Consider the following 20,944-nt stretch of genomic DNA (forward strand, 5'->3'; position numbering starts at 1 on the left):
CGCCCCGGGGGTCGGGTGGCTGCTTGTGTTTCGCCGCACCGCTGCCACACGGTCTCGACGAACGAAAACTGTCAAGGACAGCGGCTAGCGGGCAGCCACCTCACGAGTCCCAGTGCTATACAAAGCTGGACCACCTCCTTTCCCGTGTATCGCCACGCTATCCACGCGACGAGGTGCCGAGCAACGGTTTTTTCTGGGTCATACGCCACTTTTGGCGCGAGCCCATGGATCGAATTTTGACCAGCAACCGCGGAACCGACCGTTTGGGGAACGGTCGTGGCGGTCGAGGGGGGATCGGACGACGTGATGGGTAAGCACGCGGCCCGCACAGGGGTGGTTCGGTGGATGGTGCTCACCTTCCTGCTGCTCGGTCTGCCGGCCCTGGTGGTCGCCGGCATCGTCCTCGTCCGCAGCGACGGCTGGTCGGCGCTGTCGTCCGGCGACGCGGCCTGCGAGCGGAAGCTGAAGGTGGTCACCGCCTCGTCGTTCGCGCCCGTGCTCGCCGCCATGGCGCCCGAGCTCGGCAAGTCCGACAAGTGCGTGCGGATGGACATCATCGTTGCCGACGGCCGGGCCGCGCCCGACACGGTCCGGCAGACCGGCGCCGACCTCTGGATCCCCGACGACACCTCGTGGGTCGGCACCGCACCCGACCTCGAGCTGGCCCGGCTCGGTCCGGAGAACACGGTGGGCACCGGCGGCGCCGGCACGGTGGTCGCCGACAGCCCGATCTACATGGTCACCGACGCGGCGACCGCGGCGAAGCTGCGCTCAGCCGGCGACTCGTGGCTCGCGCTGGCCACTCTCCTCGACACCGACCCGGACGTGAAGCTGGCCGTCCGCGAGCCCGGCACCTCCGGCGACGGCATGGTCGGCGCGGGCTCGATGGCCGAGACGGTCTGGGAGGGGCAGGGCATGGACGCGTCCGCCCAGGTGCTGTCCCGGGCGTACCTGAAGACCCGCACCGTGCGCGGCGGTGGCGTCGCGCTGCCGCAGCGGCCCGGCGAGGTCGGCCTGGTCGCCGAGTACGCGCTCGTGCCGCAGCTCGGCAAGCTCAACCGCGACCGCGCGGTGCTCGCCGGCAAGGACTGGCGGGTGGCGCTGCGCTACACCTGGTTCCCGACCAAGGCGGCCCTGGCCGACGAGGAAAGCGCCGCCGCGCTCGCTCGGCTGCTCGACGCGCTGGAGTCCCCCGACGGGGTGTCCGCGATCGCCGAGGCCGGCCTGCGTACTCCGCGATCGGCCGAGCCCGACGAGCCGCCGCCGGGCGCCGGGCAGCTCCCGCCGCTGGCCACCAAGGAGATGCCGTTCCTCGGTGCCCACCACGTCGACCACGTGCTGGCCACCTGGTACGCCGAGGACCGCCAGACCGACCTGCTGATGGTGGTCGACGTCTCGGGCTCGATGGACGACCCGGCGCCCGGTTCCGACCAGTCGCTGATCCAGCTCGTCGCGCAGGGCTGCGCGGAGCTGGAGAACCTGCTGCCCGACGACAGCCGGTTGGGCCTCTGGGAGTTCGGCAACCAGCTCGACCCGCCACACGACTACCACGAGTTGCTGCCCGCCGAGTCGCTGACCGAGTCGCACCGGCAGGCGACCGCCGAGGCCTGCGGCAGGCTCAAGACCCATTCCAACGGCACCGGGTTGTACGAGACGATCCTCGCCGCGTACAAGAGCGCGCAGGATGACGCCCGCAAGGACGTACCCAACCGGGTCGTGATCTTCACCGACGGCCGCAACCAGGACGCCGACTCGAAGCTGACCCTGTCGGCGCTGACGGCGGACCTGCGGGCCGCGGCCGACAAGGAGCGCCCGGTGAGCTTGAGCGTGGTGGTCTTCGGCGACGCCGAGGCGACCAAGGAGTCGTCGGCCGCTCTGGAGAAGGCGCTCGAGCCGGCCGAGGGCTATGTCGACACGCTGGCGACGGCCAAAGAGGTGTCGGCGGTGTTCATCCACGTCGCGGCCGGCGGGCTGCACGGCTGATCCTGTGTCGGGCTCGGCTGATCGGAAAATAGTCGTGGATCTCTGAGAGCGCTCTCTTGACACGACGTTCATCTATCTGAAAGGTTTCCAGACAGTTACATCCATCACTGGATTCCGTTGATGAGGTGATCGTCGTGCTCCGTCCCCGCACACTGATCGCAGCCGCGGCGAGCGCCGTCTTCGTCGCGACCGCGCTGGTCGTGCCGCTGGCCGCCGCCCCCGCCAGTGCCGCACCACCGCCAGGCGCGCTCGTCTGGTCCGATGAGTTCAACGGAGCCGCCGGCAGCGCCGTCGACCAGTCGAAGTGGCGCTTCGACACCGGCGGCAGCGGCTGGGGCAACAACGAGCAGCAGTACTACACGAACAGCACGCGCAACGCCGCCATGGACGGCGCCGGCAACCTGGTGATCACCGCGCGCCGGGAGAACCCGAGCAACTTCCAGTGCCACTACGGCACCTGCCAGTACACGTCCGCCCGGCTGCTCACCGCGGCCACCTTCAACCGCACGTACGGCCGGTTCGAGGCCCGCATGAAGATCCCGCGCGGCCAGGGCATCTGGCCGGCGTTCTGGATGCTCGGCAACCCGGTCAACTGGCCGACCAGCGGCGAGATCGACATCATGGAGAACATCGGCCGCGAGCCGAACATGGTGCACGGCACGATCCACGGCCCGGGCTACTCGGGCGCGGAGGGCATCGGCGCCGGGTATTCGATCGGTGGCGCGTTCGCCGACGGCTTCCACACCTTCGCCGTCGACTGGTCACCCAACCTGATCATCTGGTACGTGGACGGCAACGAGTACCAGCGCCGTACGCCCGCCGATCTGGGTGGCGACCGCTGGGTCTTCGACCACAACTTCTTCATGATCATGAACGTCGCGGTCGGTGGCTACTGGCCCGGCTACCCGGACGGCTCGACCACGTTCCCGCAGTCGATGACCGTCGACTATGTCCGCGCGTACGCCCTGCCCGGCGGCACCACCAACCCGCCGACCGGCGGCGGCCGGATCACCGGCATCGGCGGCAAGTGTGTCGACGTGGCCGGTGCTGCGACCGCGAACGGCACCGCGGTGCAGTTGTGGGACTGCAACGGCACCGGCGCGCAGACCTGGACGTGGGCGACCGACGGTTCGGTGCGGGCCCTGGGCAAGTGCCTCGACGTGCCGTCGGGCTCGACCGCCAACGGTGCCAAGCTCCAGCTCTGGGACTGCAACGGCAGTGGCGCTCAACGCTGGACGTTCAGCGGTGCCAACGACATCGTGAACCCCCAGTCCAACAAGTGTTTGGACGCCACCGGGGCCAGCTCGGCAAACGGCACCAGGCTGCAGATCTGGGACTGCGGCGGTGGTGCCAACCAGAAGTGGTCGCGCAGCTAAGGCTGCCCGCCCGACCGCTTCGGATGAAGGGGCCCATTTCCGTCCTGGGTGGGCCCCTTCGTCTGCGTACGCCCGGGTAAGGGATGGGGGTGCGTCGCTGTTACACCTGGTGGAGCGAGAGGAGTTTCCACCGTGTTCCTGCGTCGAATGAAGTCCGACCTGCCCGCCCCCGGCAAGGCCATCCCAGGCCGCCCGCTCGGGATGCCCATCGCCGACAAGCACGTGGTGCTCGGCACGCCGATGGTCGGACCGTGGCCGGAGGGCGCCCAGGTCGCCGTCTTCGGCATGGGCTGTTTCTGGGGAGCCGAGCGGTTGTTCTGGACGCTGCCGGGCGTGATCTCGACGGCATCCGGATACGCCGGCGGCCAGACCCGAAACCCCACCTACGAAGAGGTCTGCTCCGGCGGCACCGGCCACACCGAGGTGGTCCAGGTGGTCTACGACCCGAGCAGGATTGACTACGAGGACCTGCTCAAGGTCTTCTGGGAGAACCACGACCCGACCCAGGGCATGCGCCAGGGCAACGACGTAGGCACCCAGTACCGGTCGGCGATCTACGTGACCACCGACGAGCAGTTGGCCACGGCCCAGTCCTCGCGCGATGCGTTCGCCCCGATCGTGCGCGCGACGGGCCGCAGCGACATCACGACGGAGATCGGCAAGCTCACCGATTTCTACTACGCCGAGGACTACCACCAGCAGTACCTGTCGGACTCGAAGAACCCGTACGGCTACTGCAACCACGGCCCGAACGGCATGAGCTGCCCAGTCGGCGTAGCGAAGACGGCCTGACCTCGCGGTAACGCTGGCGCGGGTCTTCGGACCCGCGCCAGACCTGCCACACTGAGCAATGGAGGTGTGACTCATGTCTACCGGAGCTCAGCGCTTCGACGGTTCGCGGCGGTTCTCGCACGGTCGCGAGTCTCTTGACGAGCAGGCGCGACGTCGTGGCATCGTCCCCATCCGCGACGTCGCCGACATGGCCGACCTCGGCATCTTCGAAAGCGACACCGAGCTATCCGCCTTCCTGTCTCACGTTGATGCGGAGCGCCACGCCAATCTGGCGTGATCGTGAACTACGTCGTCCTCGACACTGACGTCGCGTCCCGCATCTTCCGAAACAAGGTTGACCGAGCCATGTCGGCGCGTCTCGTCGGCACGGCATGGTGCCTGACCTTTGTCAGCGTCGGTGAGCTGACGCAATGGGCTTCGCTACGCGACTGGAGCCACCGCAACCTCGCGGCGCTCGACGGATGGATGTCCCACTGCCTCATGCTCGATGCTGGTTGGGAAACCGCACAGACTTGGGGCCGCTTGTCGGCCGCCGGTCGCCGCCGTGGTCGGATGCACCCGACCAACGACGCCTGGATCGCAGCCTCGTGTCTCACTGAGGGTCTGCCCCTCGCGACCTACAACGTCAAGGACTACGCCGACTTCGTCGAACACCACGGGCTGATGCTCGTGAACCCCAGCGGATAGCGGTCAGGAGCGCCAGGTGTGTTGGGGGTTGTAGCCCAGGACTCGGCGGGCCTTTTCGATCGACAGGAAGGTGCCGTGTTCTCCGACGTCGTGGGTGATCGGGATGTCGGGGAAGACCTCGGCCGCCAGGTCGGCGGACTTCTGCGGCATCACCGAGTCCGCGTTGGCGATGATGAAGATGTCCATGCCTGTCGCTTCGAGCTCCAGCGACAGCCGCACCGCTTGGGCTCCGTCGCGGGCGTCGATGTAGGACCAGGCGTTCCAGCTTCGCAACCGAGGGTCGTCCGCATAGGACGGGAACGCCGCGTAGTCGTGCGGCTCCATCACGTTCGAGAAGCGTAGGCCGATCATCTTCAGGGCGGGGTTCCAGCGGCAGAACTGGGCGGCCATCTGTTCTTCCAAGTGCTTGGCCAGCGCGTACGAAGACTGCGGGCGGGCCGGATACTCCTCGTCCACCGGCAGGTACGGCGGCGGCACCTGGCCGAACGGGAGGCCCAGCAACGTCTCGCTGCTCGCCCACACCACGTTCGTGATGCCGGCCGCGCGGGCGGCCGCGAAGACGTTGTGGGTCGCGGTGATGTTGTGCGTGAACGTCGCCGCGTTGGCGGTCAGGCCCGGCGCCGGGATCGCGCCCAGGTGGACCACCGCGTCGACCGACGGGTACCGGTCCTCGATGCCCGACAGCGCTTCGATTACCTGTCCATAGTCACCCAGGTCGATCCGCGTGAACGGGGCCACCGGGTCCGGCGACGGGATCCGGTCGATGTTGTGCACCTCGTACCCGTGCGAAAGCAGGTCTCGCACCACGGCCCGGCCGAGTTTGCCGCTGCCGCCTGTGACGACGACTCGTGTTGTCATTTCACGAAAACTACAGCGCCGCGCCGATTCGCTTCGCGTAGTCCCGGGCCTCGTCGTCGGTGGCGTATTTGGTTCGTGGCCAGAAGAAACCCCGCAAACCGTCACCCTTCGTGCGGGGTACGACGTGCGTGTGCAGGTGCGGCACCGACTGCGAGACGCGGTTGTTCAGCGCCACGAACGAGCCGCCGGCCTCCAGGGCCGTCTGCACAGCGCGATCAACAGCCTGCACGAACCCGAAATATCCGGACAGGCCAGAAGCCGGCAAATCAGACAAAACCACAAGATGCGCACGGGGTACGACCAAAGTGTGGCCTTTGAACACTGGCCGGGTATCCAGGAAAGCCACGCATTCGGGCGTCGATCCGACCACGAATGCGGGCACCTCACCCGCCACGATGCCGCAGAACACGCACTCCGCCACCGACGAAGACTAGCCTCCATCCAATGACCTACGGTTTCGAGACGCTCGCCATCCACGCCGGCCAGGACCCGGAGGCGCGCACCGGGTCGGTCGTGCCACCGATATACCAGACCAGCACGTACGCCCAGGACGGGGTGGGACAGCCCCGGGAAGGCTACGAGTACAGCCGGTCCGGAAATCCCACCCGCGACGCCCTGCAGGAAGTCCTGCGCGCGCTCGAGGGCGGTCGGCGCGGTCTGGCCTTCGCGAGCGGCCTCGCCGCCGAGGACACCCTGCTGCGCACGGTCTGCCAGCCGGGCGACCACGTGGTGATCCCCGACGACGCGTACGGCGGCACGTTCCGGCTCTTCGCCAAGGTGGCCGAGCGCTGGGGGCTGACCTGGACCGCGGCCAGCATCCACCACCTCGACACGATGCGGAACGCGATCCGGCCGGGCCAGACCAAGGTCATCTGGGTCGAGACGCCGTCGAACCCGCTGCTCGGTGTCAACGACATCGCCGCCACCGCCGCCCTGGCCCACGACGCCGGTGCGCTGTTGGTCGTCGACAACACGTTCGCCTCGCCCTACCTGCAGCAGCCGCTCGGCCTCGGCGCCGACGTCGTCGTCCACTCGACGACGAAATACCTCGGCGGCCACTCCGACGTCGTCGGCGGCGCGCTGATCGTGAGCGACGACGAGCTCGGCGAGCGCCTCGCGTACCACCAGAACGCCATGGGTTCGGTCAACGGGCCCTTCGACGCCTGGCTCACCATGCGGGGCATCCGGACCCTGGGTGTACGGATGGATCGGCACTGCGACAACGCCGAGCGCGTGGTCGACTACCTGCGCCATCACAAGGCCGTGTCCGAAGTGCTCTACCCGGGCCTGCCGACCCACCCGGGGCACGAGACGGCCGCCAAGCAGATGAAGCGGTTCGGCGGCATGGTCTCGTTCCGCGCCGCGGGCGGTGAGGAAGCGGCGGTACGCATCTGCGAGAGCACCGAGCTGTTCATCCTGGCCGAGTCGCTGGGTGGGGTGGAGTCGCTGATCGAGCACCCGGGCCGCATGACGCACGCCAGCGCGGCCGGTTCGCCGCTGGAGGTACCCGCCGACCTGGTGCGGCTTTCGGTGGGCATCGAGACTGGTGACGACCTTCTGGCCGACCTGGAGCGCGCGCTCGGCTGACCTATTGAGACACTGCGGGGCAGGGTCGCGGGAGCGGCCTGATCAGTGCGGCCCGATGGGGAGGGTGGCCCGTGCCTGAGACTGTGCCCAGCTGGGTCGGTGCGACCGCGCGTCAGATCGCCCGCGCGGTGCGCCGTGGCGACACGACCGCGACCCGCGTCGTCGCCGACCATCTCGACCACATCACCGCCGCCGACCCGGTCGTGTCCGCTTTCCGGACCGTCCGGGCCGGCGCGGCGATCGTCGAGGCGGAGGAGGTCGACGTCCTCGAGGACCTGTCCAGCCTGCCGCTGGCCGGCGTCCCGGTGGCGATCAAGGAGAACACCGCGATCGCCGGTGTGCCGGTCTGGAACGGCTCGGCCGCCGCGCGTACCCCCGTCGCGGCCGAGGACCACGAGGTGGTCCGGCGGCTGCGCGGTGCGGGCGCGGTGGCGGTCGGCATCACCCGGATGCCGGAGCTCGCGCTGTTCGGGATGACCGACGACGAGACCGCGGTGACCCGCAACCCGTGGCGCACCGACCGCACGCCGGGCGGGTCCTCGGGTGGCGCGGCGGCCGCGGTGGCCAGCGGCATGGTGCCGGTCGCGCACGGCACCGACGGGCTCGGCTCCATCCGCATCCCGGCGGCCTGCTGCGGGCTGGTCGGCCTCAAGCCGGGGCGCGACGTGGTGCCCCGCGAGCTCGGCGCCGACGGGTGGTTCGGGCTCAGCGAGCACGGCGTGCTCGCCACCAGCGTGGCCGACGCGGCCCTGGTGTTCGCGGTGCTGGCCGGCCGCAACCCGGAGAAGCTGGTCGAGCCGACCCGGCTGCGCGTCGCGATGTCGACCCGCTCGCCGGTGAGCGGCATCCGGCTGGACGCACCCAACCGCGAGGCGGTCGCGACCGCGTCGAAGCTCCTGGTCGACGTCGGGCACGACGTGACCGGCGTCGACCCCGTGTACCCGGTCTCGCTCGGCCTGAAGGGCATGGCGCACTGGTTCGCCGCTGCGGCCAGCGACGCCGACTTCGACTCGCTCGACCGCGCCGCCCTGCAGCCGCGCAGCCGCCGGCACGCGAAACTGGGCGACTGGGTCACCCGCCGCGGCTACGTCCGCCAGAGCGACCGCGAGGCCTGGCGCCAGCGCTCGATCGACTTCTTCACCGACAACAACGTCGACGTGCTGGTCACCCCGGCCCTGGCCGCCGCGCCTCCAGCGGCCGACCTGTGGTCCGCCCGATCGTGGCGGGCCAACCTGACGACCAGCCTGCGGTACGCGCCGTACGCCGCGCCGTGGAACATCGCCGGTCTGCCGGCGTTGGTCGTGCCGGTCGGCATGCGTCCCGACGGGCTGCCGCTCGGTGTGCAGCTTGTCGGCCCGCCCGGCAGCGAGTCCCTGCTGCTGTCGATCGCCGGCCAGTTCGAGGTGGCCGCGCCCTGGCCCCGGCACGCCCGCTCGTGGCCACGGGTCGAGGACCCGGCGGGCACCGCCTGATCGGCGTCGATATCTAGCCAACCGGTTGATCTCCGCGGCTGAGCCCGGCGCGGAAAATCTCCTCCGTTCAAGATCGAAAACGGGGGATGGATGATGAGCCAGGCTGTCTACGAAGGTCACCGGACCTATCGACTTCGCAGCGTCGGCGTGGTCACGACCGTCGCTGTCGCCGTGGCGGCGGTGACGTTGGTGGTCCTGACGGCCCTCTACTGGGCGGTCAAAGTCACCACCGACCGGGCCGGCGCCACCGGCAGCCTGGAAACCCCCGAGCGACTGGAGCGGCTGACCGTCCTGGTTGCCAGGGGGTTGACCGCCGCACAGATCGCGGCGTTGGCCCTGACCATCGTCTGGCTCTGGCGGGCACGGAAGAACCTCGACGCCTTTCCGGACGCGGACCCCTACCTCACTCCCGGCTGGACCATCGGCGCCTGGTTTCTGCCGTTCTCCAACATGTTCGTGCCCGGCCGGGTGATGGCCAACGTCGCCCGCGAGAGCAGCACGGAGCGGTGGGTCACCCTCGCGGCCAGGGGCTGGTGGATCGCGCTGGTGGTCTCGATGATCGCCTACCGCTTCGGACCCATGGTGGCGCAGGACCGGCTCGGGGCGGTGTATGCCGTCGACGCGACAGCGGTGTCGACCTACTACGGCTCGTTGGGAGCCGTCGACACCGTGGCCGCCGCGACCGGTCTCGTCGCCGCGGCGGCGTTCGGGTTCACCGTCCTGCGGATCTCAGTGGCGCAGGAGGAGCGGATCCACCGCGGCTGGTACGAGGAGCAGAACCGCGCCATGACGGCTCCCGACGAGTCCGTCGTGCAGCCGGTCGCGGGGAATGAGCGATGAACCAGTTCGTCTACGAAGGCCACCGGACCTATCGGAACCGTGGCGTCGGCGTGGCCGCGATCATCGTGGTCGGCCTGACCGCGCTGGCCCTGGTGGTCGCGGCGGTGCTGTTCTGGGCGATCAAGATCAGCATTGGCCAGGGCGGGTACGCCGGCGATCTGGAGACCGCCTCGAACCTGGAGCGCTTTGCCGAAGTCGCCGACCTCGCCTTCGCCGTCGGGCAGTTCCCGGCTCTGGTGCTGACCGTCATCTGGCTGTGGCGGGCGCGCAAGAACCTCGACGCCTTCCCGGACACGAAACCGTCTCTCGCGGCCGGTTGGACAATCGGCGGCTGGTTCTTCCCGATCGCCAACCTCTTCGTGCCCGGCCGGATGATGGCGAACGCGGTCCGGGAGAGCACCCGCAACCGGTGGGTCACCCGCGTGGCCATCGTCTGGTGGATCGCGCTGCTGGTCGCGATGGTCGCCAACCGCTTCGGGAACGTGTGGGCCGAGAACGCGCTCTACTCCGACATCTCCGACATCGCGATCGTGTCGGACTACTACCGCGAGCTGGCCCGGGCCAACACCGTGGCCGCCGCGGCGGGCTTGATCGCCGCGGCCGCCTTCGCCTTCGTCGTATCCCGGACCTCCGCGGCGCAGGAGGACCGGATCTACCGCGGCTGGTACGAGGCGCAGAACCGCGCCCTGACCGCGCCGGCCGACGCGCCGACGGCGTTCGTAGGCAGCCCGGCCCAGGAGCGATGGGACCCGGCGGCCTCGTCCGGAACGGGCCAGGAGACACGCCCGGTGGGCGCCGGTCCGGACCCGACGGCCTCGCCCGGAACGGGCCAGGGGACAGGCCCGGTGGGCGCCGGTCCGGACCCGACGGCCTCGCGCGGAACGGGCCAGGGGACAGGCCTGGTGGGCGCCGGTCCGGACCCGGTGGGCTCGCCCGGCACCGACCCAGTGATCGGCGTAACACCACGGGCCGCCGCGCCGGACGGCGATGGAAGTGCGACCATCGGGGCATGACGGACCTTGTCGGGCTGGCCGACGTCGAGGCGGCGCGCGAGCTGCTGGCCGGCGTCGTGCGCACCACGCCGATGGAACCCTCCCGCCCATTGAGCGCCCGGCTCGGCGGCCCGGCCTGGCTCAAGTGCGAGAACCTGCAACGCGCCGGCTCGTACAAGGTCCGCGGAGCGTATGTCCGGATCGCCCGGCTCACCGACGCCGAGCGTGCCCGCGGCGTGGTCGCGGCCAGCGCCGGCAACCACGCGCAGGGCGTCGCGCTCGCCGCCGAGATGCTCGGCACCAGCGCCACCGTCTTCATGCCCGAGGGCGCACCGCTGCCGAAGGTCGCGGCGACCAAGGGCTACGGCGCGGCCATCGAGCTCGTCGGCGCCACGGTCGACGAGTCGCTGGTCGCGGCCAAGGAGTTCGCCGACCGTACCGGCGCGGTCTTCATCCATCCCTTCGACCACCCCGACGTGATCGCCGGGCAGGGCACGGTGGCCCTGGAGATCCTCGAACAGTGCCCGCAGGTCCGCACGATCGTGACCGGGGTCGGTGGCGGCGGCCTGGTCTCGGGTCTGGCCGTGGCGGCGAAGGCGATCAACCCGCACGTACGCGTGATCGGGGTGCAGGCAGCCAACGCCGCCGCGTTCCCGCCCTCGCTGATCGCGGGGGAGCCGACCCGGCTCACGAACTACTCGACGATCGCCGACGGCATCGCGGTCGGCTGCCCCGGTGAGATCACCTTCGCGCATGTCGAGAAGCTGGTCGACGAGATCGTCACCGTGACCGAGGAAGACATCTCACGGGCGCTGCTGATGCTGCTCGAGCGCGGCAAGCTGGTCGTCGAGCCGGCCGGCGCGGTCGGCGTCGCGGCATTGCTCGCGGGTGTCGTCGAGGCCGAGCCGCCGACCGTCGCGGTGCTCTCCGGCGGCAACATCGACCCGCTGCTGCTGATGCGGGTGATCGAGCACGGCCTCGCCGCCGCGGACCGGTTCCTGCGGTTCACGGTGCGCTGCGTCGACCGGCCGGGTCAGCTCGCGAACCTGCTGCGGCAGATCGCCGACCAGCGCGGCAACGTGGTCGACGTATCGCACCAGCGGCAGAACCCGCACCTGCGGCTCGGCGAGGTCGAGGTCGCGCTGTCCGTGGAGACCCGCGGCTCGGAACATTCCGACCAGGTGGTCGGCGCACTGCGGGCGAGCGGATACGTCGTCTCGTTCGCGTAGATACACGCGCGGCGCACGAGCCGGGTTCGTCCAGCCGTGCGCCGCGGGTTATGCCGTTTGGTCCTCAGCCCTCGAAGGGCGCGAACTTCACCACGGTGACCTTGATGTCGGCGCCGCTGGGGGCCGTGTAGGTCACGGTGTCGCCGTTGTGCGCGCCGAGGATGGCCTTGCCGAGCGCCGACTCCGGGCTGTAGACGGTCAGGTCGGTGGTCGCCGAGATCTCGCGCGAGCCGAGGAGGAACGTCTCGGTGTCGCTGGCGTCGTCGTCGAAGTGGATCGTCACCACGGTGCCCGGCGCGACGGCGTCGGCGGTGGGGGCGTCGCCGACCTGCGCGGTGCGCAGCAACTCTTTGAGGTAGCTGATCCGGTGCTCCTGCTTGCCCTGCTCTTCGCGGGCGGCGTGGTAGCCGCCGTTCTCGCGCAGGTCGCCTTCCTCGCGGCGGGCGTTGATCTCGGCGGCGATCACCGGGCGGGCCTTGATCAGGTCGTCGAGTTCCGCCTGGAGCCGGTCATGCGCGTCCTGGGACAACCAGGTGACGGGAGCCCCGCGGTCGGTCGTGGACACAGACGATCTCCTTGGGTGGCGGTTGACAGGTACGAACTTCCAACTTACCAGCGATCGACCAACGGGTGTCGCGCCCGAAACACCCGTTTATTGCACGGGCACGCAGCGCAGCACTTCTCCGATAAATGGCTCAGCCGTCGTGACCAGGCGTTGGGTGACCGTTGTCGTGGCACCGTCGCCGGACTGGTCCTGGACCACGACCGACTGGCGGCCGACCTCGGCGCCGTCCTTGGAACGCGCCCGCATGACGCAGCTCGCCTGCCCACCCTCTGGGATCGTGACCCGGAACGTCAGCGTGAGCCCGGCGTCGCTGATGTCGGTGTACGTCACTACCTGGGCGTCGTACGCCGGGTCGCCGTAGTTTTTGTATAGCCGGACCGACACGAGCCCGCCGATCACCAGGACGACCAGGGCCAGGCCGGCGACCACCCAGGGCCGGCGCCGCTGCGGCTCGCGCCGGCGGCCGTAGCGGCCGGGCGGGAACACGGGCGCGCGTGGCGTGGTTGCTGTGGCTGATGTCGGAGTCTCGGTCAACGGGGGCACCCCTGCGGCTAGGTCCCGGCGAAATCTTGTCGGTGCGATCGGCCAGAATGGCAGGGTTCCATCCTCGCAGCCGAGGATGAGCAGGTCCGAGGCAGGGACGAGGGGGAGCAGTTCGTGGCAGAGCAGTTGCGTCTGATGGCCGTGCACGCCCATCCGGACGACGAGTCCAGCAAGGGTGCCGCGTCGGCCGCGCGCTATGTGGCTGAAGGGGTCGACGTGTTGGTCGCGACCTGCACGGGCGGCGAGCGCGGCAGCGTGCTCAACCCCAAGCTCGACCGGCCCGACGTCTGGGAGAACATCGCCGAGATCCGGCGCGCCGAGATGGACGCCGCCCGGGCGATCCTCGGCGTCAAGCAGGCCTGGCTGGGGTTCGTCGACTCGGGCCTACCCGAGGGCGACCCGCTGCCGCCGCTGCCGGAGGGGTGTTTCGCGCTCGAGCCGCTCGAGGTGGCCACGGCGCCCCTGGTGCGCCTGATGCGGGAGTTCCGGCCGCACGTGGTGACCACCTACGACGAGAACGGTGGCTACCCGCACCCCGACCACATCATGTGCCACAAGGTCAGCGTGGCGGCGTTCGACGCGGCCGGCGACCCGGATCGCTACCCCGAGCTCGGTGAGCCGTGGCAGCCCCTCAAGCTCTACTACAACATCGGCTGGAGCCGCAGCCGGCTGCTGGCCACGCACGAGGCCATGCTGGCCGCCGGCCTGGAGTCGCCCTACACCGAGTGGCTCAAGGACTGGGACACCCGCGAAGACAAGGGCGACCGGGTCACCACCCGGGTCGAGTGCGGCGAATACTTCGAGACCCGCGACGACGCCCTGCGGGCACACGCCACCCAGGTCGACCCCGACGGCGCCTGGTTCCGGGTTCCGCTCGACCTGCAGCGCAAGGTCTGGCCGACCGAAGACTTCGAGCTGGTCAAGTCGCTGGTCGACAGCCCGGTGCCCGAGTCCGACCTGTTCACCGGCGTGCGGGAGGCGGTGCGCGCCCACTGAGCGCGCGGGCGTAGCGTGAAGGGCCGCTGCCGACCCCCGGGCGAGAAGGAGTGTGCCGCCGATGCGGACTGTCGTCGACGTGCTCGCCGTCAACAACTTCGGTGACACCCGCGAGGGCGGGCTGGCCGGCCCGATGGGGCTGCTGCTCATCATTCTGCTGGGCACCGCGACGGTTCTGTTGATCCGCAACATGAACAGCCGCCTCAAGCGGCTGCCCGAGCGGTTCCCCGGACCGGATGACAATGTCGTGGATCCGACCACCACGAAATCTGTCGCGGCGAAACCATCTGACCCGATTGACCGTTCCTGACTACCACTGGATTCGTTCCAGACTGGGCAATCCGGTGCTGACCAGGCACGACGGCACCCATTGACGGCCAAACCAGACGTCTGACCCCTGTTGCGCCCACTCGGATTGGCTTAGCCTTCCGCCGTGGGGACCCGTGTGGGTTTCCGTGGCGTGCGCGGAAGGGGGCGCCGATGACGATCGCCGGCCGCTCCCGGCATGATCTGTCCTTTGCCGATCATTGCCCCGCTCCCGTCAACCGTCCCGTGGGCGGGAGCAGGCGATGAGCGCGCTGCGTGCCGGCATCGACCGCGTCGCCCGGGGCTCCGGCGCGGCGGAGGTACCCGTCCGCGCGCACGCCTTCACCGGCCTGCTCGTGGTGCTCGCGGTCGTCGCGACGATCAGTGGGCTGCTCTGGCCGGCGTTCCTCCGGGAAGGCGACTCGCTGCCGCCGGCCGCCCGGTTCGGCATCGCCTGCGGCGTGATGGCGCTGGCGCAACTCGCGAGCCTCCGACTACGCATCGGCTCCGGGCGACTATCCGTCACCTGGGGCGAGGCCGCGCTGATCATCGGCCTCTACGTCGCACCGTCCGGCTGGCTGCCGGCCGCCACCTTCGCCGGCACGTTCGCCGCCTGGCTACTCATGTCGGTCTTCGCGAAGCTCCGCACGCCGCTCGAGGTCCTGTTCATCGCGGCCAGCCAGACCGTCGCGGTCGCCGGCGCCGTCACGGTCGCCTGCCTGCTCGCCGACCCGATCGGCGCCCGGCTCACCCCGCCGCTGGCCGCGGCCCTGATCCTGGGCGCGCTCACGTACCTGCTGGTCGGCGCACTGCTCGCGGTGCTCTTCCTGCGCCTCGTCCACGGCGTCCCGGTGTTCGCGACCCTGGTCCGCGCGCTCAACGACAAGCTGCTGATGTTCATCGGCAACGTCGTCGTCGGCCTCGCCGTGGTCGCCATGGTCCACTCCGACCCGGCCTGGCTGTTCCTGCTCCCGCCCGCGCTCTGGCTGCTCCAGCAGACCTACGGGCAGCGCCTGCGGGCCGCCGACGAGCGCCGCGCCTGGGAAGAGTTCGCGGGTGCGACCAGCGCCCTCAAGAAGCTCGACGAAGACGAGGTGGCCACGGCCGGCGTCGCCGGTGCGCTGCGCCTCCTGGTCGCCGAGCGGGTCGACCTCGACGTGGTCCGCATGGACGGCGGCTGGCGGCGCCACCACGGCGACGCCGACGGCGGCAGCGGCACCATGGACGTCGACGAGCGCCCGGCCACCGAGGGCGACGACTCCACGCTCGTCCGCGAGCTCACCGTCCGCGGCCAACTCGTCGGCCAGATCCGGGTCGCGCTGCCGAGGCCCACCCTGCCGTCCGCCCGCGACGAGTTCGCCCTGCGGTCCTTCGGCGACACCCTCGCGGTCGCCCTGCACGACGCCGTCACCCACCGGGCGTGGTCGCTGCTCCAGGAACGCTCGTCGTACGACGCGGTGCACGACGCACCGACCGGCCTGCTCAATCGGGCCGCCGTGGTCGCACAGGGCGACGCGGCCCTGCGCAAGCTCGGCCGCGACCACCCGATCGCGATGCTGGTCGTCGACATCAACCGCTTCCGCGCCGTCAACGACACCCTCGGCCACGCCGCCGGCGACGAGCTCCTCGCCGCCACCGCGACCCGCATGAACACCCTGACCGGCCCCGGCGAACTACTCGGCCGACTCGGCGGTGACCAGTTCGCGCTGCTGATCGCCGGACCCGAGCGGATGACCACCTCCCGCGCGCTGGACCGGGCCGACGAGATGGTCGACGCCGTCGCCGAGACCACCGAGGTGCAGGGCATCGCCCTGGCGGTCGAGGCATCCGCCGGCGTCGTCGTCGCGGCTGCCGGTGGTGCCAACATGGGCGAGTTGCTTCGCCGCGCCGACATCGCGCTCCGGCAGGCGAAGGAGGGTGGGGGCGGCAACACCGCCTGCTACGACCCGAGCCGCGACGAGAGCAGCACCGACCAGTTGACCCTGCTGTCCGAGCTCCGCGAGGCACTCGAGGCCGAAGACCAGCTCGTGCTGGCGCTGCAGCCGGCGGTCGACCTGACCACGGGCGCCCCGACCGGCGTCGAGGCCCTGATCCGCTGGCGCCACCCCCGCCGAGGCATCCTCAAGCCCGGCGACTTCGTCCGCGCGGCCGAGGACAGCGACCTGCTCGGAGCCTTCACGCTGTACGTGATCGACCGTGCCCTGCGCGTCGCCGCCGACGTGGCCGCGCACAACATGGACGTCCCGATCGCCGTCAACCTCTCGGCACACAACCTGCTCGACCAGCACCTCCCGAACGCCGTCGCCGAACTGCTCCGCAAGCACGCCGTCGGTCCCGAGCGCCTGGTCTTCGAGATCACCGAGACGGTCGTGATGAGCGACCAGGAGGTCATCGACGAGGTCCTGGCGGCCCTGCGCGCCATGGGCATCCGGATCGCCCTCGACGACTTCGGCACGGGCTACTCGTCGCTGGCCTTCCTCGAACGCGTACCGGTCGACGAGGTCAAAGTGGACCGCTCCTTCGTGATGCGCATGGCCGAGTCCCCCCAGGCCGCCGCGATCGTCCGCTTCACCATCAACCTCGGCCAGGAGTTGGGTCTCCGCGTCGTGGCCGAAGGTGTCGAAACGGCTGCCCAACGCGCGGCCCTCGAGAACCTCGGCTGTGCGGCCGCCCAGGGTTACCACTTCTTCAAGCCGATGCCCGCTGACAAGATCGTCGCCGTTTTAAGTCAGCTCACCGATTCGGCTCGCGCCAAAGTCTTTCCGCTTCGCGCCGATGGGTCGGCCTGAGTCCCACGACCGGTAGCGGCTCGTTTCATCGGATGTCGCTGCGTCGTTGGTCGCGCTCTAGGGCGGGGGAGGATGTTGTGCGTGCCGACAGGCCGCATAGACCGCGACCTCTATAGTCGGCACCCACAACATCCTCCCCCGCCCTGACCTAGTTCAGCCTTGGTCGACTCCGATTCCCGGTCGCGGGCCACAGTCCATTGGTTGGTCTCCGCTGCGCGATTCGTGGGGGGCTCAGGCCGCGGGGTTGCTGGCGGTTGCCGGCACGGGCGATGCCGTCTTGTGGTCGTCGGTGCACACAATGTTTGTGTGCGGGTGGTGGCCAAGGGCGCGTCTGGCGAGTGGGACGCTTGGCGGGTTGGGCGGCGGCGGCTTGCTTGGCGACCCGTCTACATGGGATGGAACCTCAACGATTCCGTCGACATGACCGGGATCCTGCTCGCCCTGAACCTCCTCCCGTTCGTCTTCTGGCTGCTCAACTGGTTAGCGGCGCTACTGACGACTGTTTTCGTCTGGCCTTGGCGAGCCGTGAGCGGCCGTTGGCTCGTGGTCGCCTACACGACGACCGGCAACGAACCCGACCGTCGCGCCCACGTGCGCGGTCGCGCGCCGGCCGACGCTTTGGCTCGGGAGTGGGCAAAGGAGATCATCGGTCGTCCCGTTTGTGGTCTGGCGGCTCGTGCCGCGGTCTCTCCGCTTCACGCCGATGGGCCCGCTTGAGACCACGACCGCTCGCTCTTCGCCTCGCCGGATGTCGCTCCGTCGCAGCCCGCCCTAACCCAGCCCAGCGCTGGTCAACTCCGCCGCCCGGCCGTGGATCGGCTGATCTCCGTCGCGCGACATGCGCACGGTTGCGGTCCCGGGCACGCGCAGGCTTGCCAGCGAGCCCGATTGCGAGTCGAACTGGTCGACTTTCTCGGGCGCAGCTCGCCGGTGAGGTCGATTACGAGTCGGTTCAGTTGGCTTTCCTCAGTAGGAGGGCGCTGCCTAGGCTGGCTCGGTGACACGTGCGTCTGGTAGCGGTCTCGGCCTGACTCGGGCGGTCTATCCCGGGACGTTCGACCCCTTCACGCCGGGCCACTTCGACGTAGTCGACCGGTCGCGTCGCATGTTCGGCCACCTCACCGTCCTGGTGGCAGTCAACGACGACAAACGCCCGTCTCAGACAACTGCTGCACGGGCGAAGGCGATCCAGCGCTCGCTCCCAGCAAACTGGGCAGACGTCTCGGTCGCCACCTGGCATGGGTTAGTCGTGAACTATTGCCGACGCCATGGATGCGATGTGATTGTCCGCGGAGTCAGAGACTCGACCGACTACCAACGCGAGTACGAACTCGCCGCAATGAACGAAGCCCTAGGCGTGCCGACGTTGTTCCTGCCCACCCGACCAGAGCTAGCAACGATGTCATCCACCGCAGTACGAACCCTACGAACCTGACCGCTCACCTCGACCACGCACGACCGGTGCCCCAGGACAACTGCGTGCCGCAGGCCGAATCCCCGGCCACACCATGTCGATCAGGTCCGACGGCGGTCAGGCACAGTGGAAGCCCCGACCCACCGACGGGACATTGTGGGTGGCAGGGGGCGGGGCGCGATGTCCTCTCGCAATGCCGCCGCCTACCCCGCAACCTCGACCCCCGCGGCAGTCGCGAAGCGAAGGCCGGCCGATGGACTGTGTCCCGCGGCCCGGAATCGGAGTCGACCGACGCTGAGCTGAGTCGGGGCGGGGGAGGATGTTGTGGGTGCCGACTATAGAGGTCGCGGGTTATGCGGCCTGTCGGCACGCGCAACATCCTCCCCCGCCAAGACCGCGACCAGCGACGCAGCGACATCCGAACGACGGACGGGGACCGGTCGTGGGACGGCGCGCGCTGAGAGCGACAGCCCCAAGGGTGTGACAGGCTGGAACAGTGAACCGGCTAGGTGATGCCACCTCCCCATACCTGCTCCAACACGCTGACAACCCGGTCGACTGGTGGCCCTGGGGGAGTGCGGCGTTCGAGGAGGCTCGGCGTCGGGACGTGCCGGTGTTGATCTCTGTGGGGTATGCCGCTTGTCACTGGTGTCATGTGATGGCGCACGAGTCTTTTGAAGATGCCGGTGTGGCCAAGTTGATGAATGACAGCTTTGTCAGCGTCAAGGTCGACCGGGAGGAGCGGCCCGACGTCGATGCGGTCTACATGACTGCTACCCAGGCTATGACTGGCCAGGGTGGGTGGCCGATGACGGTGTTCGCGGCCCCTGATGGGACTCCGTTCTTCTGCGGCACCTATTTTCCCAAGGCCAACTTCTCTCGACTGTTGGAGTCGGTGACGAAGGCCTGGCACGAGCAGCGCGACGAGGTTCTTCGGCAGGGTGCCGCGGTGGTCGAGGCTATCGGCGGGGCACAGGCGCTCGGCGGGATCAGCGCGCCGTTGACCGCTGAGGTGTTGGACGGTGCGGCCGCCAAGTTGGCGAGCGAGTACGACGGTGAGAACGGCGGCTTTGGGGGCGCGCCCAAGTTTCCGCCACAGATGAACCTGCTCTTCCTGTTGCGGCACTTCCAGCGGACCGGCAATGCGCGGTCGTTGGAGGTGGTGCGGCACACGTCTGAGGCGATGGCTCGCGGCGGGATCTACGACCAGCTCGCCGGTGGGTTCGCTCGCTACTCGGTGGACGCTCGGTGGATCGTGCCGCATTTCGAGAAGATGTTGTACGACAACGGGTTGCTGCTGCGCGTCTACACGCACCTGTGGCGGTTGACCGGGGATCCGTTGGCACGCCGGGTCGCTGACGAGACGGCGCAGTTCATCATGCGCGACCTGGGTACGCCCGAAGGTGGCTTCGCTTCGTCGCTCGACGCCGACACCGACGGGGTGGAGGGGCTCACGTACGCGTGGACGCCTGGCCAGTTGGTTGATGCCCTTGGGGACGACGACGGGGCGTACGCCGCGGGGATCTTCGGGGTGACCGCGGCCGGCACGTTCGAGAAGGGTGCCAGCGTGCTGCGGCTGGCCCGGGACATCGACGACGCGAATCCGCCTGTCGCGGACCGGTGGGCGGAGGTCAGGCGGCGGTTGTTGGCCGCTCGTGACCAGCGGCCCCAGCCGGCCCGTGACGACAAGGTGGTCGCCTCCTGGAACGGGATGGCGATCGTGGGTCTGGTCGAGCACTACTTCGCCACCGGTGGCGCGGAGTCGCTGGACGCCGCGGTGCGGGCCGCGACGCTGTTGGCCGAACGGCACGTGGTGGACGGCCGGCTGCGTCGGGTGTCTCGCGATGGCGTGGTGGGTGATCCGCCCGGGGTGCTCGACGACTACGGGGCTGTCGCGGAGGCGTTCTGCGCCGTGCATCAGGCGACGCTCGACGGGAAGTGGTTGGAGTTGGCCGGTGGGCTGTTGGACGCCGCGCTGGCGCACTTCCCGACCGGCAACGGTGGCTACTACGACACCGCCGACGACGCCGAGCGGTTGGTTACCCGGCCCGCGGACCCGACCGACAACGCCACCCCGTCTGGGCTCTCGGCGCTGGCGGCCGCGTTGGTCAGTTACACGGCTTTAAGTGGTGAGACGCGCTATCGGGAGGCGGCCGAGGCGGCGCTGGGGACTGTGGCGCCCATCGTTTCGAAGTATCCGCGGTTCAGCGGGTATGCGGCTGCTACCGGGGAGGCGTTGCTTTCCGGGCCGTACGAGATCGTGATCGCCACTCGCGACGATCCGACCGGTGATCCGCTGGTGGCGACCGCTTACGAGTTGGCCCCGCCGGGGGCCGTGGTGCTGGTCGGTGCTCCGGACGCGCCTGGCGTACCCCTGCTGGCTGATCGTCCGTTGGTCGATGGCGCGCCTACGGCGTACGTCTGCCGCGGCTTTGTCTGTGACCGCCCGACGACGGCGGTGGCGGACCTCACCGCGCAGCTCGCGCGGCGATAGGGCCGGGATAGGCTTCGCGCG

20 protein-coding genes are annotated in these 20,944 nt (G+C 69.6%); 16 read left to right on the plus strand and 4 right to left on the minus strand.

All coding sequences use genetic code 11. The features are described 5' to 3' along the window. Window positions 1-276: 276 nt before the first annotated feature. The 5 genes from BLV39_RS06295 (at window position 277) to BLV39_RS06315 (ending at window position 4,838) form a co-directional block, all read left to right on the plus strand. Window positions 277-1,983 (plus strand): substrate-binding domain-containing protein, encoded by a 1,707-nt coding sequence (locus BLV39_RS06295; protein WP_143049655.1) that lies wholly within the window; start codon window positions 277-279, stop codon window positions 1,981-1,983. A 134-nt stretch (window positions 1,984-2,117) separates the two neighbouring features. Then, a complete protein-coding gene (locus BLV39_RS06300) occupies window positions 2,118-3,359 on the plus strand; it encodes a glycoside hydrolase family 16 protein (protein WP_204082801.1) in 1,242 nt (413 codons plus the stop codon). 132 nt (window positions 3,360-3,491) lie between these two features. Further along, entirely contained in the window at window positions 3,492-4,151 is a 660-nt protein-coding gene (msrA, locus tag BLV39_RS06305; protein ID WP_090788304.1) for a peptide-methionine (S)-S-oxide reductase MsrA, read from the plus strand. Window positions 4,152-4,224: 73 nt separating this feature from the next. Further along, on the plus strand, window positions 4,225-4,428 hold the full coding sequence (locus tag BLV39_RS06310; protein WP_090788307.1) for a hypothetical protein: 204 nt from the start codon (window positions 4,225-4,227) through the stop codon (window positions 4,426-4,428). A gap of 2 nt (window positions 4,429-4,430) precedes the next feature. Beyond that, entirely contained in the window at window positions 4,431-4,838 is a 408-nt protein-coding gene (locus tag BLV39_RS06315) for a type II toxin-antitoxin system VapC family toxin (RefSeq protein WP_090791196.1), read from the plus strand. Between the two features lie 3 nt (window positions 4,839-4,841). Here BLV39_RS06315 and BLV39_RS06320 read toward each other — a convergent pair whose 3' ends face one another. Both BLV39_RS06320 and BLV39_RS06325 read right to left on the minus strand, forming a co-directional pair. After that, entirely contained in the window at window positions 4,842-5,696 is an 855-nt protein-coding gene (locus BLV39_RS06320) for an NAD-dependent epimerase/dehydratase family protein (protein ID WP_090788309.1), read from the minus strand. Between the two features lie 10 nt (window positions 5,697-5,706). Further along, the gene (locus BLV39_RS06325) at window positions 5,707-6,117 is read right to left on the minus strand and encodes an HIT family protein (RefSeq protein ID WP_090788311.1); all 411 of its coding nucleotides are present in this window, start codon (window positions 6,115-6,117) and stop codon (window positions 5,707-5,709) included. A gap of 23 nt (window positions 6,118-6,140) precedes the next feature. Between BLV39_RS06325 and BLV39_RS06330 the strand changes: the two genes are divergently transcribed. The 5 genes from BLV39_RS06330 (at window position 6,141) to ilvA (ending at window position 11,816) form a co-directional block, all read left to right on the plus strand. Then, window positions 6,141-7,283, plus strand: coding sequence for a cystathionine gamma-synthase (locus BLV39_RS06330; protein ID WP_090788313.1), 1,143 nt, complete (start codon window positions 6,141-6,143; stop codon window positions 7,281-7,283). 71 nt (window positions 7,284-7,354) lie between these two features. After that, window positions 7,355-8,755, plus strand: a complete 1,401-nt coding sequence (locus tag BLV39_RS06335) for an amidase (RefSeq protein WP_090788315.1) — start codon at window positions 7,355-7,357, stop codon at window positions 8,753-8,755. A 93-nt stretch (window positions 8,756-8,848) separates the two neighbouring features. Beyond that, entirely contained in the window at window positions 8,849-9,595 is a 747-nt protein-coding gene (locus tag BLV39_RS06340; protein ID WP_176984783.1) for a DUF4328 domain-containing protein, read from the plus strand. After that, a complete protein-coding gene (locus BLV39_RS06345; protein WP_090788319.1) occupies window positions 9,592-10,608 on the plus strand; it encodes a DUF4328 domain-containing protein in 1,017 nt (338 codons plus the stop codon). The genes BLV39_RS06340 and BLV39_RS06345 overlap by 4 nt, the downstream gene beginning before the upstream one ends. Beyond that, window positions 10,605-11,816 carry a threonine ammonia-lyase gene (ilvA, locus tag BLV39_RS06350; protein WP_090788321.1) on the plus strand — a complete coding sequence of 404 codons (1,212 nt, stop codon included), beginning with the start codon at window positions 10,605-10,607 and terminating at the stop codon, window positions 11,814-11,816. The genes BLV39_RS06345 and ilvA overlap by 4 nt, the downstream gene beginning before the upstream one ends. A gap of 64 nt (window positions 11,817-11,880) precedes the next feature. Here the strand turns inward: ilvA and greA are convergent, their stop codons facing one another. Together greA and BLV39_RS06360 are read right to left on the minus strand one after the other, a co-directional pair. After that, window positions 11,881-12,381, minus strand: coding sequence for a transcription elongation factor GreA (greA, locus tag BLV39_RS06355; protein ID WP_090788323.1), 501 nt, complete (start codon window positions 12,379-12,381; stop codon window positions 11,881-11,883). Window positions 12,382-12,468: 87 nt separating this feature from the next. Beyond that, a complete protein-coding gene (locus BLV39_RS06360; RefSeq protein WP_239083737.1) occupies window positions 12,469-12,915 on the minus strand; it encodes a DUF4307 domain-containing protein in 447 nt (148 codons plus the stop codon). 123 nt (window positions 12,916-13,038) lie between these two features. On the opposite strand from BLV39_RS06360, the gene mca reads away from it, so the two are divergent. The 6 genes from mca (at window position 13,039) to BLV39_RS06390 (ending at window position 20,923) form a co-directional block, all read left to right on the plus strand. Further along, window positions 13,039-13,920, plus strand: coding sequence for a mycothiol conjugate amidase Mca (mca, locus tag BLV39_RS06365; RefSeq protein ID WP_090788325.1), 882 nt, complete (start codon window positions 13,039-13,041; stop codon window positions 13,918-13,920). Between the two features lie 61 nt (window positions 13,921-13,981). After that, on the plus strand, window positions 13,982-14,230 hold the full coding sequence (locus BLV39_RS06370) for a hypothetical protein (protein ID WP_090788327.1): 249 nt from the start codon (window positions 13,982-13,984) through the stop codon (window positions 14,228-14,230). Between the two features lie 259 nt (window positions 14,231-14,489). Further along, entirely contained in the window at window positions 14,490-17,015 is a 2,526-nt protein-coding gene (locus BLV39_RS06375; protein ID WP_090788329.1) for a putative bifunctional diguanylate cyclase/phosphodiesterase, read from the plus strand. A 306-nt stretch (window positions 17,016-17,321) separates the two neighbouring features. Then, complete coding sequence (locus tag BLV39_RS06380) at window positions 17,322-17,732, plus strand: hypothetical protein (RefSeq protein ID WP_143049656.1); 411 nt, start codon at window positions 17,322-17,324, stop codon at window positions 17,730-17,732. A 280-nt stretch (window positions 17,733-18,012) separates the two neighbouring features. Beyond that, window positions 18,013-18,450 (plus strand): pantetheine-phosphate adenylyltransferase, encoded by a 438-nt coding sequence (gene coaD, locus BLV39_RS06385; RefSeq protein ID WP_239083738.1) that lies wholly within the window; start codon window positions 18,013-18,015, stop codon window positions 18,448-18,450. Between the two features lie 475 nt (window positions 18,451-18,925). Continuing rightward, window positions 18,926-20,923, plus strand: a complete 1,998-nt coding sequence (locus BLV39_RS06390; protein WP_090788333.1) for a thioredoxin domain-containing protein — start codon at window positions 18,926-18,928, stop codon at window positions 20,921-20,923. The last annotated feature ends 21 nt before the right edge of the window (window positions 20,924-20,944 follow it).

Source organism: Asanoa ishikariensis (assembly GCF_900107455.1).
GTDB lineage: Bacteria > Actinomycetota > Actinomycetes > Mycobacteriales > Micromonosporaceae > Asanoa > Asanoa ishikariensis.

Coding starts and splice junctions, on each gene's coding strand:
- BLV39_RS06310 (WP_090788307.1), top strand. CDS start 4,225: ATGTCTACCGGAGCTCAGCGCTTCGACGGTTCGCGGCGGTTCTCGCAC.
- BLV39_RS06320 (WP_090788309.1), bottom strand. CDS start 5,696: ATGACAACACGAGTCGTCGTCACAGGCGGCAGCGGCAAACTCGGCCGG.
- BLV39_RS06370 (WP_090788327.1), top strand. CDS start 13,982: ATGCGGACTGTCGTCGACGTGCTCGCCGTCAACAACTTCGGTGACACC.
- BLV39_RS06330 (WP_090788313.1), top strand. CDS start 6,141: ATGACCTACGGTTTCGAGACGCTCGCCATCCACGCCGGCCAGGACCCG.
- ilvA (WP_090788321.1), top strand. CDS start 10,605: ATGACGGACCTTGTCGGGCTGGCCGACGTCGAGGCGGCGCGCGAGCTG.
- BLV39_RS06340 (WP_176984783.1), top strand. CDS start 8,849: ATGAGCCAGGCTGTCTACGAAGGTCACCGGACCTATCGACTTCGCAGC.
- BLV39_RS06345 (WP_090788319.1), top strand. CDS start 9,592: ATGAACCAGTTCGTCTACGAAGGCCACCGGACCTATCGGAACCGTGGC.
- BLV39_RS06375 (WP_090788329.1), top strand. CDS start 14,490: ATGAGCGCGCTGCGTGCCGGCATCGACCGCGTCGCCCGGGGCTCCGGC.